Source organism: Microcoleus sp. POL10_C6 (assembly GCF_036701585.1).
Lineage (GTDB): Bacteria > Cyanobacteriota > Cyanobacteriia > Cyanobacteriales > Microcoleaceae > Microcoleus.
In genome coordinates this window covers 13,235-29,442 of the sequence record NZ_JAUBRB010000014.1, presented here as the reverse complement: position 1 = coordinate 29,442, position 16,208 = coordinate 13,235, and the positions used below count along the sequence as shown (strand labels likewise).

Below are 16,208 nucleotides of genomic sequence, written 5' to 3'. Positions count from 1 at the left end.
CCCCTCGCTAGGCAGAACGTCAAGAAATAGACAGCAATAGCGCTAGCCCACTGACGGTCTGCTATCATCGGGGAATCGAGGGGTTAGTGGTTGTCGCTCTTTTCCTGCCACAGCTAAATTAAAAGGGGAAGCGCAAGTCAGTTGGAGATAAAAAAATGACAGGACTTTTTCAAATAGGCGATAAATTACTGCAAGCTCAGGATATGCCATCGCTCCTGAAGCGCTACCAGTTGATGCCGCAATTCTTGCGCGGTGTAATAGTAGACCAAGCGATCGCATCCTTTAGTTGCAGCGACGAAGAACGCCAATCCGCCGTCGAGAACTTTCTGGCACAACACCAACTGACAGCCCCGGAAGCCAAAGAAGCTTGGCTGCGCGGCCAAAATATGACGGAAGAAGAACTTCAAGAGATGGCCGTCAGGCCCTTGCTGATCGAAAAATTTAAGCAAGCCACTTGGAGACCTAAAGTAGATAATTATTTTTTAACCCGCAAAGCCAGCCTAGACCACGTAGTCTATTCCCTGGTACGCACCAAAAATCCAGCATTAGCAAACGAACTTTACTTTCGCATCCTTGAAGGGGAACAAACCTTTGCTGAAGTGGCCCGCGACTATTCCGAAGGGCCAGAGTCCAAGTCAGGCGGCTTGTTGGGCCCAGTACCCCTCAGCCAGCCCCACCCGGCAATCAGCAAACTTTTGTCCGTCAGCCAGCCAAATCAACTCTGGACGCCGCGTCCTCTGGCAGAATGGATGGTAATTATTCGACTAGAAAAGTTCATGCCGGCCCAACTCGATGAATCGATGCGGCTGCACTTGATTAACGAACTCTTTGAAAGCTGGCTCGCCGAACAGATATCGCAAATAGGCCCGCTACAGCCCCTCTCCTCCGTGTCTTCAATTTCATGACAATCAAGCAATTGGGTCAGGGGCCCCCGGATTTATCCGTGGAGACTTGAAAAAGCGTAGCATCCTGACAAAAACCCCCTGGATTCATCTGTGGATTCAATCTAAAATCTAAAATCTAAAATCTAAAATTGGATGACTTCTTCCGCTGTTTCCCTCTCCCAAATTCAGGATTTCCTAGCTCAAACACCTCCCTTTGACCGACTGTCAGAGACGGCTCTGACAGCCTTGGTGGCTAAATGCCAACTCCTTGGCTACCGGACGGGGCAACCCCTGTTTGAACGGGAAAAAATGCCGACTCAGGTGGCAATTATCTATCAAGGTCAGGCCCGGCTGCTGGGCTTTGACCAGCGCTCGCAGCGCCACGTAAGTTTACGCTTGGTGCAGTCGAAGGAAATCCTGGGCTGGGCTGGGTTGCTCAGGGGGGTTCCCTGCGAAACAGCGATCGCCTCTACAGATGTGATCGCGATCGTCCTACCCGCCGAAGATTTCCTGAGCGTACTGGAAAAACAGCCGACTTTTGGAGAAGCCTTTCGCGAACACTGTTCCTTGAGCGAAGTATTTGAACTGTTGAGCCTGGAGTTGCAGCGCCAAGCCGACGGCACTTCCAATCTCAAGGAACTCACCCTGCAAGCTTGGCAAGATGCGACAGTTGTAAACGTACCAAACGGCAACAAAAAAACTCAAGACATCGCCAAAGAGCTAGATGCCGATCGAGTTTGGCTCGTCAGCAGCGGCGTCTTGGGCGACTTTCCCACCGGCAGCCGCTTCTCTGTGGAAAACGCAGCCAAATCCTTAAAAGTAGAAGGCCGCCTCGGCGCGCGATTGGTCGGCTTCCGGGAACCCCCCGAACCTCAACCCGAAACAGACTCATTCGATGGCACGACAGAGACAGCAGGCCCTGGGCAGAATCCGCCCGGAAAATTGATCGAGGTTCTACCCGGCCCTGACCGTCCCCCAGAACCCAAAACCGACCAACCAAAGGATGCGGGGAGATACCCAGTTTTCCGCGCCAAAGGGCAGATTGAGGGCCCGCTAGCTTGCTTCCAAATGTTGAGCAAGTATTTCGGCCTGAAATTTCGTCGAGATATCATCCGCAAAGTTCTAGAAAATCAGTTAAAAACCGCAGGTTCTATCAGTATGCAAGCCTGCGGGGCGATCGCCCAAAGCATCGGCCTCACGCCCCAATTGGCGCAAGTGCCAGCAGAAGCCATCAACCGCATCAAAGCCCCCGTAATGATTAAATGGCAAGATAGCTTTGCCATTATTTACAGCATCACCGAGCAAGAATTGGTGATGGCCACGCCCGAACAGGGGCTGATGCGGAAGCGGATACCTCAGTTCAAAGAAATCTGGGGCGAACAGGGAGAAGTCCTGCTGCTGCAAGCTCCGCAAGTCGAACAAAAAGAGCAGTTCAGCTTCTGGTGGTTTGTGCCGGCGCTCATGGAACACAAGACAGTGTTTTTTGAGGTGTTGCTCGCTTCGTTTTTTGTACAGTTATTTGGTCTTGCCAACCCATTAATCAGCCAAGTAATTATTGATAAAGTCTTAGGTCAGCGCAGCATTGACACCTTGGATATTTTGGGGGCATTTCTGTTAGGTGTTGCTCTGTTTGAAGGACTGCTCAACGGTTTACGTACCTTTTTGTTTATAGATACCTCAAACCGCATCGATGTCAAATTGAGTGCAGAAGTCATCGACCACTTACTCCGGCTGCCCCAAAATTACTTTGACAATCGGCGGGTGGGAGATCTGGTCTACAAATTCAGCATGATGGGCCAGATTCGGGAATTCATGACGAGTACAGCTCTGACAGTGGTTCTTGATGCGGTATTTTCGGTGGTTTACGTCGCCGTGATGCTCTCCTACAGCGTGCAGCTAACGTTTGTATCTTTGGCAGTGGTACCGATACTGGGGCTGATGATTATTCTAATCAATCCGCTGGTGCTGCGCCTGATCAAACAAAGAAATATGCGTTTTTCTGACTCTCAATCTTATCTAGTGGAAGTAGTCAGCGGGATTCAAACTGTTAAGGCTCAAAATATTGAATTGAAATCCCGTTGGGAGTGGTCGAGCCGCTACGCAAAATACATTACAGCCAGTTTTAAAACCATTATCACCGGGACTACAGCCGGTACGATTAGCGCCTTTTTAAACCAGGTGGGTAACTTAGCTCAGTTGTGGGTGGGAGCTTATTTGGTGCTGGGAAATGAGATTACTTTGGGTCAGTTGATTGCTTTCCGAATTATTTCCGGGAACGTGACTGGTTCGCTGCTGCGGTTTGTGAGCGTGTGGCAGAGTTTCCAAGAAGTCTCTATGTCGATCGATATGCTTAAGGATGTGGTCGATACGCCGACGGAAACCAGCGAAGAAGACCGGAGCAATATCCCGCTGCCGGCAATTCAAGGGCAGGTTACCTATGAGGAGGTTTCCTTCCGATTTCTGGAGAGCGGCGCACTGCAATTGGCGAATGTGAATTTGGAATTTCCCCCTGGCAGTTTTGTGGGAATTGTGGGGGGAAGCGGTTCTGGTAAAAGTACGGCAATGAAGCTGTTGCAGCGTCTTTATCCCCCTCTGTCGGGCCGGATTTTTATTGACGGGTATGACATTGCCAAGGTGGAACTGTACTCGCTCCGCAGCCAACTTGGGGTGGTGCTGCAAGATACTTTGCTGTTTAACTGCTCGGTACAGGAAAATATTGCTCTGAGCAATCCCGATGCGAGTACGGATGAGATTGTGCGAGCTGCAAAATTAGCGGTAGCTCACGATTTTATTATGGGCTTGCCTGCTGGCTACAATACGATAGTCGGAGAGCGGGGTTCGTCGCTTTCTGGGGGTCAAAGGCAGCGTTTGGCGATCGCCCGCACGATTTTGCAAAACCCGAAACTGCTGATTTTGGACGAAGCTACAAGCGCCCTCGACTACCATTCCGAACGCCAAGTTTGCAATAACTTAGCAGAAGCTTTCGCCGGCCGCACGGTGTTTTTCATTACTCACCGCCTGACTACAATCCAAAACGCTGATGTAATTATTATGATGGATCAAGGTTCTGTAGTCGAGCGGGGAACTCATAAAGAATTAATGGCTCTTAAAGGGCGTTACTACTGCCTCTTCCAACAACAAGAGTCATCGAATACCTGAGCTCTAACAACTCACAACTGATCGCTAACGCTTAACAACTGAGAACTAACAAATGGCTATGAAATCGTTAATACTTTCTGAGCAACCAGTCATTCTCGAAAAACCAGCGATTTGGTCGCACTTGTTTTTGTGGATGATCATGCTGATGACCACTTCTGCTGTAGTTTGGGCTTATTTTGCTAGCGTAGAGCAAGCTGTCCCCGCTGTGGGTCAATTGGAGCTCAAAGATGGTGCTAGAGACATCCAAGCACCTGCTACGGGCGCAGTGGTGAGACTTCACGTTGAAAATGGCGATCGTGTGGAAAAAAACCAGCCTCTGCTCACTTTCAACCCCCTTGCACCCAGTGCCGATTTAACATCGGTTCAGAAAACTAAAGAAGCCCTGGAAAAGGAAAATAAATTTTACGAAGATGTTGTCAACGGCAAAATTCAAGGCCCTGTTCCTTCTAACCTAGAATCAACAATCAGGGACAGACAGAGCCTCACGGCACAAAATCAAGTGCTGCAAGCTTTGATTGACGAGCTGTACCTCAACAGGGGAGCAAGCGGAAATTTTGATGCTGCTCAGCAAGGACTTTATGTTAATTATCGATCGGAATTTCTGTCTCGCGTTGCTGCGGCTCAAGGCCAAGTTCAGGAGTTGGAAAAACAACTGAAGCAAGCTCAGGATGCTGAGAAAGCCGCCGGCGATCAAATGACAGTGGCACAGCAACAATTGGGTTTTGCCCAGAACCAATTAAATTATGCTCAGCAGCAGTTAAGTTCTTCGCAAGAGCAAGTAAAATCAGCCCTGGCTCAGAGAGATTTGGCCCAAGAACAGTTAGCGAAATCCCAACAAGTATTGAAGTCGAACCAAAACATTCTAGGCAGACTCGCCCCCCTTGTGGAGGAAGGAGCGATCGCTGAACTGCAAAAAGAACGTCAAGAGCAAGATGTTTTCAGAGGCCAAAGCGACGTTCTCAAACAGCAAGATCAAATCAAGCAGCGCGAAGGTGAAATCAACTCTCGCAAAGGCGAAATTAACACACGCCTCGGTGAAATCAATACGCGCCGAGGCGAAATTAACGCGCGTCAAGGTGACATCCAAAAAATTACTGCTGAAATACAGCGTCACCAAGGAGAGCAAGCGCGCATTCAGGAGTCCATCGCCCGCGCCGAAGAACAGTTGAAAAACACCAAGGATACCTGGGCGAAAGAACTTTATACCAAAATTGCTGAAAACGAGAAACAAATTGCCAGCAGCGATTCTCAGCTAAGCCGCTTCAAAGTGGAAAACCTGAAAAAGTTGTCCGAGGTGAACGCTCAGCTAGAAAAGGCTCAACAAAACCGCGACACTCAAGTGATGAAAGCTCCCGTATCGGGTGTAATCTTTGATTTGAAGCCTTCTACCAAGGAGAAAGCTAAGTTGGATATGGCGAAAGATCCGATATGCCAATCCATTATTAATTCGGTGGTGAAACCGGGCGAACCGCGCCCAGCACGCTGCGAAGAAGCTTATTACGAAGCGCAGCAAACTGAAAAGCTGCTCAAAGTTTTGGATGACGACAACGGTCTGCAAGCAGTGGTTTACCTGGAAAACAGCAATGTGGCTCTGGTATTGGATGCTTTGAGACAGAAGCGGGCAAAATTGGAGCAGTATCACGGCAAGCAATTAGACGGAGAAAAGATTGACTGCGAAATAGGTAAAAGTTGCGTTTGTCCAGAGAAGGAAGTTAACAGAGAGAAACTGGGTTTGACGAAATACCAATGCGTGCCTGTGGAAGTGAATGTAGAAGCTTTCCCGGCGCTGGAGTTTGGTACTGCTGAGGGTGAAGTGATAGAGATTAGCAGCGATGCTGAGCCTCCTACTGAACTGCGGAAATACTACGCTTTCAAAACCAAAATTAAGCTCAAAAATCAGAAGTTCGTTTTGAACAAGGGCAAGGCAAATGAAGTGGAGGTGAACTTGCAGTCGGGAATGTCCGTGAGTTCTAATATCAATATTGGCAAGCGGAGTGTTTTGCAGATGTTTATCAACCGATTTACTGGGAAAATGGATACGTTCAAGACTATTAAGTAGCGAACAGTTGACGGTTGACGGTTGACGGTTGACTGTTGACGGTTGACTGTTGATTGTCAGTCGAAAAGCTGATGATATCATGTCCGTTCGAGCGACCGCGATTTTTGTAGGGGCGGGTTCACCAACAATACTTGCGAATAATTGACAATATCAAAAACCCGCCCCGACCGGGATATTATGGTTAATCGATCGGACATGATATGACTAGATTTTACAATTCCGATGCTACCGGATTGGATATTAATGAAAAAAATCATATTATTTACTTTATATCTAATTCCTGTCCTCTTATTAATCGGATTTGTATCGAATTTTAGCGTTAACGTTCCCGTTGATGACGAGTGGAGGTTAGCTAGCCTTTTTGAGAAAATAGCTGGGGGAAATGTAACGTTTAACGATTTTTGGGCTTTGCATAGCAACCACCGCATACTTTTCCCTAAAATAATTATTGCGCTGCTGGCTTTTGCTTCCCGATGGAATATTAATTATCAGTTGTGTCTCAGCATAGGTTTGGCTGCGATAACTTTTATCGCTATGTATAAATTATCCTCGATGCAAGTTAAGAATGTCGCGGATGATTTGTGGCATTTAGCTAATATTTTAACTTGTATTTTGCTTTTCTCGCTAGTTCAGCACGAAAACTGGCTTTGGGGATTTCAAGTGGCTTGGTTTTTTGTAAATTTATGTTTTGTAGCTGCGGTTTATGCGCTGGTTTCACATCACAAATTATTGCCTAATATTAGAATCTCTATTGCTGCTGTATTCTGCTTTTTTGCGAGTTTTTCGCTCGCTCAAGGCTTGCTGTCTTGGTTGGCGGCGATTCCGGCTGTGGTGGCTTTGGAGGGAAATGCAGCGCAGAAACGAAAAAGACTTATTGTCTGGATGCTGCTCTTTGTGGCAACTTGTGCTGTTTACTCAATAGATTATCATCCGAGTCGGAAAACAAGTATTATTTCATTGTTGAAAAAGCCGTTTGTGGTGATTGATTACTTTTTAAGTTTGCTGGGTTCGCCAATTGTGCGATCGCCTGGGGTTGCGGCATTTGTAGGATTGGTAATTTTTGCAAGTTTTATATTTTTTGTCGTTTATTTTGGCCAAAAGATGGTATCAAGTTCGGTAGCTTCATCTGTGAGTGCCAACTCAGAAAAGCAACCTCAAGTCCCGGCGATTCCTTCGTCCATCGCAATCACAGATAGGAAGGATATTGCTGAGAATTATCAGGCTTTACCTTGGCTGTCAATAGGTTTTTTTTCGGTTTTATCTGCTCTGTTTATTACCGCTGGAAGGGCTGAATTTGGGGCAATCCAGGCGATCGAATCGTCGAGATATACGACTAATTCGATTTTGCTGTTAATTGCTGTGGTTCAGCTATGGCAATTGTTTGTCCGAGGTAATTATCAAGAAAGAAAAGCAACGTTAAAGAGTAATTATAAATTTATTTATCGGGTAGTAGCAGGGCTGTTAATTGCTACACTTATTTTTAACTCTCAACAGGCGATCGCCCAAACTCGCTCAGCACTTCTTTACAAACAAGGTGCTCAAGATTGTTTGCAGTTAATTAACTATCTGGAACCCTCTGATTTTTTAAAAAATTCGCCGGAAAGCTGTTTGAGAGTGCTGAGCAAAAAAACTTGGCTGGTGAGAGAAGGCTCTGCAATTATCGACAAAATAGGTTGGAGAAAGTTCGCGAAAAATGTAGAGTTTATTTCTAATACGGAGAAAGTTTACGGTTATTTAGACAAACCTCAAACTAGCGATAAATCCTTGACTGTTAAGCAAAATGATGCTGTCAAGGCTGCTGGTTGGGCGGTTTTGCCAGAAAAATTGCAACAGCCGAATATTGTACTGCTATCTGTCGGGGATAAACAATCTTTTTTTGCTAACGCTTATGTAAATTTGGACAGTCCCGACATTGCTGAGAGTTTAAAATCTGAGTTATACAATAATGCAAGGTGGGCTGTTGATTTGTCGGATAATAATTTGCCGATCGCCCAAACCGAAATTAAAGCTTGGGTGTATAATCCTCTTGACAACCAGTTTGTCCAGTTGCGCGGAGGATGAGGAGTGAAAATTTCTGTGATTATACCAGCTCACAATGAGGAGGGCTGTTTGTACGGTACTGTGCGGGCGATCGCCCAGACGCTCGATTTAGAAGGCATTCCGCACGAAATTTTGATTGTGAATGACAATAGTGTCGATCGAACTCTTGATATTTGCCAGGAGTTGTCAGAGACTTTTCCCACAGTTAGATACATCAACAATCAACCTCCCAACGGTTTCGGATTTGCTGTGCGCCGGGGATTGGCGGAATTTGACGGAGATGCTGCAGCAATTGTGATGGCGGATGCTTCCGACGATCCGATAGATTTGGTAGCAGGATACCGCAAGTTGCAAGAAGGATATGATTGCGTTTTTGGTTCCCGCTTTATCAAAGGTGGCTTTATAGTTGATTATCCAATTCACAAGTTAGCAATTAACCGCTTAGCAAACTGGTTTGTCAAAAGTATTTTCGGCTTGCGATACAGCGATGTCACCAATGCTTTTAAAATTTACCGCAGAGAAGTAATAGAAGGCGTACAACCGATTTTGAGTCATCATTTTAATTTGACCGTGGAACTGCCTTTAAAAGCAATTGTCCGGGGTTTTTCCTATACGGTGATTCCTCTGAGGTGGTACAATCGGACTGCTGGTATTTCTAAGCTGAAAATCAAAGAGATGGGCAGTAGGTATTTGTTTATTGTCTTGTATGTATGGCTGGAAAAACATCTGTCTCGCGGCGACTACCACCGGACTAGAAAGATAGCAAAATTAAAAGTGAATGCCTGAGAGAATTTTAATTGTTGGTGGTGCCGGTTTCATCGGCAGTTGTTTGGCAATTGGCCTGAAGAAACTGCACCCGGAATGGCAAATCATTTGTTTAGATAACCTGCGTCGCCGGGGTTCGGAATTGAATCTGCCTCGGCTTAAAAGTTGCGGGATTCAGTTTGTTTACGGGGATATTCGCACAGCGGCAGATTTAGATCCAGTTGCACTCAATGCTGACTGCATTATAGATTGTGCTGCGGAGCCTTCTGTGCTGGCTGGTTTTAGTTCACCTCAGTACGTTTTGCAGACGAATTTACTGGGTACTGTAAATGTTTTGGAGTTGGCGAGACAAACGGGTGCGAGTTTGCTGTTTTTGTCTACCAGTCGGGTTTATCCGATCGCCAGTGTCAAATCTGTTAATCTGTTAGAGTTGCCGAATAGATTTGCGATCGCCCCTGAGCAAACTTTACCCGGTATATCGGAGTTAGGCATATCAGAAGACTTCCCATTAAAAGGACACCGTTCACTTTACGGAGCAACTAAATTAGCTTCGGAATTGCTGATTGAGGAATACAGGGAAGCATACAATGTGCCAGCAATAATTAACCGCTGCGGGTTAATTACTGGTGCGTGGCAAATGGGTAAAGTCGATCAGGGAGTTTGCGGTTTGTGGGTGGCTGCTCACTATTTTCAAAAGTCGCTGAATTACATCGGTTTTGGGGGCAGCGGGAAGCAAGTTAGGGATTTACTGCACGTTGAAGATTTGTTGAGGTTAGTTAATTATCAACTAGAACATTTTGCTGAATTTGACGGTGAAGTTTTTAATGTTGGTGGCGGTTTGAGCAATAGTCTTTCTTTGGTTGAGACAACTGATTTGTGTCAAAAGATTACCGGGAAATCGATTTCAATTAATCCTGTGTTGGAGGAACGCGTGGGGGATATCCCGATTTTTATTACTGATTCTTCTAGGGTGATGGAGAAGACAGGATGGCGACCTGTTATTGGGCCGGAAGCTGCTTTGCAGGATATTTATGATTGGATTGCTGCTAATGAGGTGGTTTTAAGTTCGATTTTGTAGGGTTTTTAACTGCAGATGTCGGGGTATCTGTTGTGCAATTTGGTAATAAAACCATTTATTATGCGGTAGGGAAACAGCTTTTGGAGTGTCCGGTATTAGGACACGGCAGTGCCATTTCCCTACATAAATTTATACATAACCCTATTTTTTAAATCGGACGAGAGCGAATTATATCTCAATTATTGCCCGATTAAAACATCAGGAATTACCGCTCGCAGATATTAAACGCGATTCAGCATTCATCCCCAAACTTCTGTCAAATCTAAGACAAACCCAGGCAAAACATCTTCACCGGACAAACTAATAGGATTTTCCAAGACTTCTACATCTTGACTTGGCCTGTAAATCTCCACCTTTTTGTTTTTCCGATCTATCAACCAACCCAAACGAGCACCATTTTTCATATACTCTTTCATCTTGGCTCGCAGCGGTTCCATGTTGTCAGTTTTAGAACGGAGTTCTACCACAAAATCAGGACACAAGGGAATAAAACTTTCTTTTTGTTTTGGGGTAAGCTCATCCCACCTTTCTTGACGCACCCAAGCAGCATCGGGAGAGCGATCGGCTCCATTGGGTAAGTGAAAACCAGTAGAAGAGTTAAACGCTTTACCTAGTTTAGTTTGACGGTTCCACAACCAAAGCTGTCCTTCTATATCGAGATTTCTGTATCCTGTTTCGCCTCCGGTTGGTGGATTCACGATTAACTCTCCTTGTGCTGTTCTTTCTAATTGTAATTCTCGGTTGGCGATCGCCAATTCAACGAATTGCTCGCGAGTAACGGTGAGTGTTAGTGTCGGCGGAATATTCACAGCAATGGCGCGGGATGTTTGTGTCATCATTTTTTTCCTAAAATTGATGCTTTTTTAGCAAATTGATCCTGATTTTGCCCAGCCCAAACTACAGGAATACTTGCAATTTTTATTATAACAATTGAAAGGCTCTAGGGGCGGCGATCGCTTTACCCAATCGTTAATTATTTGGTTTCGATGCTTTGACAAACATTTGCCCTCCCAAAAACCGCCACAACACAGGCAATTTCAAGTAAAGTTTTAACAGCAAAGGCGAGGCAGGTCTGCCTTTAGTCGAAAACGGTAAAAATCTCGGTATAATTAGGTCGATTTCAAAGCCGACGGTTTGTAAAAGTTCTTGCAGCGATAAGTGGGTAATTGGTAATTGATGGTCGATAAAGTCGTAATACTCTTTGAAAGAATATTTAAAATTTGGTTGGACAACTAAGAGAGAACCCCCTGGCTTAAGTGCCTCAAAGCAAAATGAAATAATTTGGAGGAGTTCTTCTTTATTACGGAGATGTTCAAAAAAGTTAGAGATAAATATCCGGTCAAATTGTTTCCTAAAAGCAGGTTGGTTCTCAAAACTTAAAACATCAATGTTCAGCACTTTTACATCAGGATTGGCAAATAAATTGGAATCGGGGTTGAGATCAATTAAATATTTTTTTTTAGCCCGAATTTGATTTATAAACTCGCAGTAACCGCCGCCAATATCTAAAACGGTTGATTCGGGAGGAACATAATCTTGTAAAAATTCGTCAATTAAAACTTTCCAGAGTGCCACCTTGGCTTGCAGTTGTCGGGAATCAAATCGATTGGCGTACAAGTTTTTGAGATATGCGTCGGCTTTCATAGTAAAATAGCAGAGACTGAGTATGAGTTTATCACTTTCACAGCTAACTATGAATGTTATATCTACCGAAATACCGGAAGTTCTGATAATTGAGCCGAAAATTTTCGGAGACGCTCGCGGTTTCTTTTTTGAGAGTTTCAATCACAAAGCTTTTGTGGAACAAACAGGCGTTACTGCAGAATTTGTTCAAGACAATCATTCCAAATCTTCTAAAAATGTGCTGCGGGGTTTGCACTACCAAATTCAGCAGCCTCAAGGCAAATTGCTGCGGGTAGTTGCGGGAGAAATATTTGATGTAGCGGTGGATATTAGAAAAAGTTCGCCGACTTTTGGGCAGTGGGTTGGCTGTTTAGTGAGTGCAGAAAATAAACGGCAATTTTGGGTGCCGGCGGGATTTGCTCACGGTTTTTTAGTGGTTTCCGAGACGGCTGAAGTTTTGTACAAAACTACAGATTATTACGCACCGGCACACGAGCGGTGTATCCTATGGAATGACCCGGATTTGGCGATCGACTGGCCGCTAGATGGTGCCCAACCAATCTTATCAGCTAAAGACCAAGCGGGACAAACGTTGAAAAGAACTCAAGTGTTTTGATCATGAAAATTTTACTCGCAGGCGGCAGCGGACAGCTAGCTCAAGAATTGCAGCCGATTTTATTATCTTTGGGAGAGGTTATTGCGCTTGATCGCACTCGCCTCGACTTATCCCAACCCGAAAGCATCCGTCAAGCAATGGCTGAAATTCAACCGGATTTAGTCATCAATTCGGGTGCTTACACTGCGGTAGACAAAGCCGAAAGTGAACCAGAATTAGCATATGCAGTCAACGCTATTGCCCCAGGAATTTTTGCAGAAGAATGCGAAAAACTGGGAGCAATTTTGATGCACTTTTCTACTGATTATGTATTTGACGGCAGCCAGGGTTCTGCTTATTTGGAAACAGATTCTACGAACCCGCTGGGAACTTACGGCAAGTCGAAATTAGTAGGCGAGGCAGCTATTCGGAAAGCGGGAAACCGACATATTATTATTAGAACCGCATGGGTTTACGGTAATGGTGGCAAAGGTAATTTTGTCAAAACCATGCTGAGGTTGGGAAAGGAAAGGGAAGAAATTCGAGTAGTAGCCGATCAGATCGGAAGTCCTACTTGGACTGGGGATTTAGGTGCGGCGACTTCACAAATTATTCCTCTCCTGGGGCCAGAAACTTTTGGAACATACCAGTACACTAACAGCGGTGTTTGTAGTTGGTACGATTTTGCGATCGCAATTTTTGAGGAAGCAGCACAACTCGGCTTACCCCTAAAAGTTCAGCGCGTAATTCCTATCACCACCGCCGAATATCCGACACCCGCAAAACGTCCGGCTTTTTCGGTTCTCTCTACGGTAAAAATATCAGCACTTCTGGGTACGTATCCTCCCCACTGGCGGCAAGGGCTCAGACAAATGCTGGCAAGAGAAGTGAAATAAAAATTCGAGTAAATCTGTAAAGTAGCCAGAAACCGGGTTTTTTAACCAAAATACTTGGTTCTAACCCTCAATCAAGTAAAAAACCCGGTTTCTTTAATCCCAGCGCGTACAACTTAGCCCAAATCGATTAAAAATACCGCCATCTCCCCATCCATGAAAATCAAGCAACAATATATTTTAATTGCCGCATCAGTTCTCGGCATTCTAATACCAGCGTTATATATTTTGTACTTGATATCGCAAGCGGGAGACTTGTCCAATTTTGATTATTGGTGGATGACATGGAATTTTTATTCAGTAGACGGTTTCTCTACAAATCCTTTTAATTGGATATTTCGCGCGAACGAGCATTTTGTCTTGATTCCGGCAATTATTTATGGCTTGAATATAGTTTTCACCCAAGGTTCAAATATTGGTTTATGTTTAGTTGCCTGGTTCTTGGCTTGGATTCAGTGCCACGTATTAATTGCTCTGCTGCCGTTAAAATTGAGGCGTTTTCCGCTGCAATTTATCTCGCTACTCCTTTGCCTTTCTATTTTTAATTTTACTCCGGCGGCGGCTCACAATTGGATGCGGGGATTCAGCGGCGTTCACTGGATAATTGCTAATTTATTTGTGATTTGTTCGATATTTTGTTTGCAATCCTATGCGACGCTTTTGTCAAGTAAGAAGGAGGCGGAGCCTCTGGATATTCATTCCCAGGCAGAGCCTGGTAACGAGTTTGTAGGGGCGGTGCCCCCGTGCCCGCCCTCGCATTTACACAATAAGTGGGTAATTGGCAGCATTGTTTTTGGCGTTTTAGGCTGTATTAGTTACAGCACTCCTTTAGCTTTGTGGCCGATATTGTGTGCTGCTGCTGTTGTGCTGCGGTTTCCTCGGCGAATAACTTATTTGTATTTCATTGCTTCGATTGCAGTGATTGGCATTTATTTTTTAACTTATAAAACTCCATCTCATCACCCTTCTTTAAGTAAAATTAACCCGCTCAAAACTATCGAATATATTCCCACTTATCTCGGCGGAATTTTTAGCGAAAATATAATTGTTGCTTCAATTATTGGTATAATTGGTTTGATTGCAGTGACGGGTTTTGTGGGTTATTGGCTATTTGTAAAAAAGGTTGATCGCCCGGATTGGCTGCCTTGGCTATCAATCCAACTTTACACGCTGCAAACGGCGTTAATGGCTGCGGTTAGTCGATCGGGATTTGGCGTCGAACAAGCCACCGCTTCCCGCTACGCCACACTCCCAGCCTTGTTTTGGATGAGCACAATTGTGCTGACAGTATTGTGGGTGCGCGAGTTGCAGCCCACACCCAGAATTCAAGGGCGTTGGCTGACACCGCTGTTTGCAGTCGCCACAGTCGCGATTATTTTAATGTACGGGGTGGGAGGCGAAACTGCAATGGCGATCGCCCGCAGAGCAACCTATCAACCGTTAGTAGCCTTATCACTGCAATTAGGCATCACCGACGTAACCCTAATTAAAGACCGCGTAGGCAACAAACCGGCAGCTTTTGTCGGGTTAATCGACGCCTTAAAAACTAACAACTTAGTGCCATTTAACCGAGACATCACAAAACACAATTTCTGTGCAGCATTAGACACAAAAATAGACCCAAATTTACTGTCAGCGCCCAAAGACGGAGTACCCGGATATTTTGATACCGTAACTAAACTCGCGCCCGCCGCCTCCAGAGTAATTGGCTGGGTAGGAGATCCCGAAAACAATGTAAAATGTATTGCCATTCTCAATCAAGAAAATATCGTTCGAGGTTTCGCCATGTCAGGATTTCCCCGCCCAGATTTAGTTAAATTGTTTGGTCCTTCCTACGAATTCGCCGCTTGGAGAGGATACATTCAAACATCACCAACCGATAAATTATTGACAGCCTATGCCTCCTTTAAAAACCGCAAAGGTTGGGTAGCCTTGCGAAACTCCCAAGTTATTAATAAAAACTAAAAAACCTCTCTTTCTCCTCCTCGGCGCCCTCTGCATTTAATAAAAAAAATCTCATTGACAACAAAAATAAAATAGAATATCTCTATGCCAAAACACCTCAGCTTCGTCATCCCAGTTCACAACGAAGAAGCCACCCTCAAATTACTGTTTGAAAAAATCCAACTTGTCATGTTTCAAACAGGAATTGACAGTTACGAAGTCATCTTCATAGATGACGGTAGTCGCGATTATTCCTGGCAAGAAATCACAGATTTAGCCAGCCAACATCCCAAACTAATTAAAGCGATTAAAATGCGCCGCAACTTTGGCAAATCCGCCGCACTTTCAGCAGGATTTCGCAATGCAGCAGGGACAATTATCTTTACTCTCGATGCTGACCTTCAAGATGACCCCGCTGAAATTCCCAAGTTTTTACATCATTTAGAATCGGGATTTGATTTAGTTTCCGGTTGGCGAAAACAGCGGAACGACCCGCTTTCTAAAACTTTGCCTTCCAAGCTGTTTAATGCTGTTGCGTGTTTCCTGACTGGGGTGCAAATGCACGATATGAATTGCGGTTTTAAAGCGTATCGTAGAGAAGTTTTGCAGTCGATTAAATTGTACGGGGAATTGCACCGCTACATTCCCGCTTTAGCCAACAATTTAGGGTTTAGAATTGGGGAAGTAGTTGTCGAACATCATCCGCGAAAGCACGGAAAATCTAATTACGGCTGGGAACGTTATGCGCGGGGTTTTATTGATTTGTTGACGGTGTTAGCCACGACGCAGTATTTACACAAACCGGGCCATTTGTTTGGGGGTTTGGGATTGTGTTTTGGCTTCGTTGGAACTGTTTCGCTGAGTTATTTGATAGTTATTTGGTTTCTGAATTTGGCGGGGATGAATTTTGGGCCGATCGGGAATCGACCTTTGTTATTTTTTGGGATTTTGTGTACAATTCTGTCGGTGCAGTTGATTTCTTTGGGGATTTTAGCTGAGTTGATGGCGCGAAATGTGGATGCTGATTATGTGGATAAGCAAATTAGCGAAATTATTGATGATTCTGGTTTTGATCTTTAACCGCAGATTAAGGCTGATGAACGCTGATTAACGCAGATAAATCGGCGATGGAATTGCTTACAGACAAGCAAACTCTGTCTAGGCTGAC

Annotated in this window: 12 protein-coding genes; 10 read left to right on the top strand and 2 right to left on the bottom strand. The window is 44.9% G+C overall.

The genetic code is table 11. From position 1 onward, the window contains the following. The first annotated feature begins 155 nt into the window (after positions 1-155). The 6 genes from QUA34_RS10135 (at position 156) to QUA34_RS10110 (ending at position 9,985) form a co-directional block, all read left to right on the top strand. Positions 156-905: a peptidylprolyl isomerase gene (locus QUA34_RS10135; protein WP_333034840.1), complete on the top strand. Its 750-nt coding sequence runs from the start codon at positions 156-158 to the stop codon at positions 903-905. A gap of 132 nt (positions 906-1,037) precedes the next feature. Beyond that, entirely contained in the window at positions 1,038-4,043 is a 3,006-nt protein-coding gene (locus QUA34_RS10130) for a peptidase domain-containing ABC transporter (RefSeq protein WP_333386182.1), read from the top strand. Positions 4,044-4,101: 58 nt separating this feature from the next. Next, on the top strand, positions 4,102-6,102 hold the full coding sequence (locus QUA34_RS10125; RefSeq protein WP_333386179.1) for a chromosome partitioning protein ParA: 2,001 nt from the start codon (positions 4,102-4,104) through the stop codon (positions 6,100-6,102). Positions 6,103-6,345: 243 nt separating this feature from the next. Beyond that, positions 6,346-8,163: a hypothetical protein gene (locus QUA34_RS10120; protein ID WP_333386176.1), complete on the top strand. Its 1,818-nt coding sequence runs from the start codon at positions 6,346-6,348 to the stop codon at positions 8,161-8,163. 3 nt (positions 8,164-8,166) lie between these two features. Continuing rightward, on the top strand, positions 8,167-8,928 hold the full coding sequence (locus tag QUA34_RS10115) for a glycosyltransferase family 2 protein (RefSeq protein WP_333386173.1): 762 nt from the start codon (positions 8,167-8,169) through the stop codon (positions 8,926-8,928). Beyond that, positions 8,921-9,985, top strand: a complete 1,065-nt coding sequence (locus QUA34_RS10110) for an NAD-dependent epimerase/dehydratase family protein (protein WP_333326782.1) — start codon at positions 8,921-8,923, stop codon at positions 9,983-9,985. The genes QUA34_RS10115 and QUA34_RS10110 overlap by 8 nt, the downstream gene beginning before the upstream one ends. A 239-nt stretch (positions 9,986-10,224) precedes the next feature. Here QUA34_RS10110 and QUA34_RS10105 read toward each other — a convergent pair whose 3' ends face one another. Together QUA34_RS10105 and QUA34_RS10100 are read right to left on the bottom strand one after the other, a co-directional pair. Beyond that, positions 10,225-10,824 (bottom strand): Uma2 family endonuclease, encoded by a 600-nt coding sequence (locus tag QUA34_RS10105; protein ID WP_333386170.1) that lies wholly within the window; start codon positions 10,822-10,824, stop codon positions 10,225-10,227. A gap of 130 nt (positions 10,825-10,954) precedes the next feature. Then, entirely contained in the window at positions 10,955-11,629 is a 675-nt protein-coding gene (locus QUA34_RS10100; RefSeq protein ID WP_333386167.1) for a methyltransferase domain-containing protein, read from the bottom strand. A 49-nt stretch (positions 11,630-11,678) separates the two neighbouring features. On the opposite strand from QUA34_RS10100, the gene rfbC reads away from it, so the two are divergent. The 4 genes from rfbC (at position 11,679) to QUA34_RS10080 (ending at position 16,120) form a co-directional block, all read left to right on the top strand. After that, entirely contained in the window at positions 11,679-12,224 is a 546-nt protein-coding gene (gene rfbC, locus QUA34_RS10095) for a dTDP-4-dehydrorhamnose 3,5-epimerase (RefSeq protein ID WP_333326798.1), read from the top strand. Between the two features lie 2 nt (positions 12,225-12,226). Continuing rightward, positions 12,227-13,099, top strand: a complete 873-nt coding sequence (gene rfbD / locus QUA34_RS10090; protein ID WP_333386164.1) for a dTDP-4-dehydrorhamnose reductase — start codon at positions 12,227-12,229, stop codon at positions 13,097-13,099. A 153-nt stretch (positions 13,100-13,252) separates the two neighbouring features. Beyond that, entirely contained in the window at positions 13,253-15,061 is a 1,809-nt protein-coding gene (locus tag QUA34_RS10085) for a hypothetical protein (protein WP_333386161.1), read from the top strand. A gap of 84 nt (positions 15,062-15,145) precedes the next feature. Then, positions 15,146-16,120, top strand: coding sequence for a glycosyltransferase family 2 protein (locus QUA34_RS10080; RefSeq protein WP_333386158.1), 975 nt, complete (start codon positions 15,146-15,148; stop codon positions 16,118-16,120). Positions 16,121-16,208 lie beyond the last annotated feature (88 nt).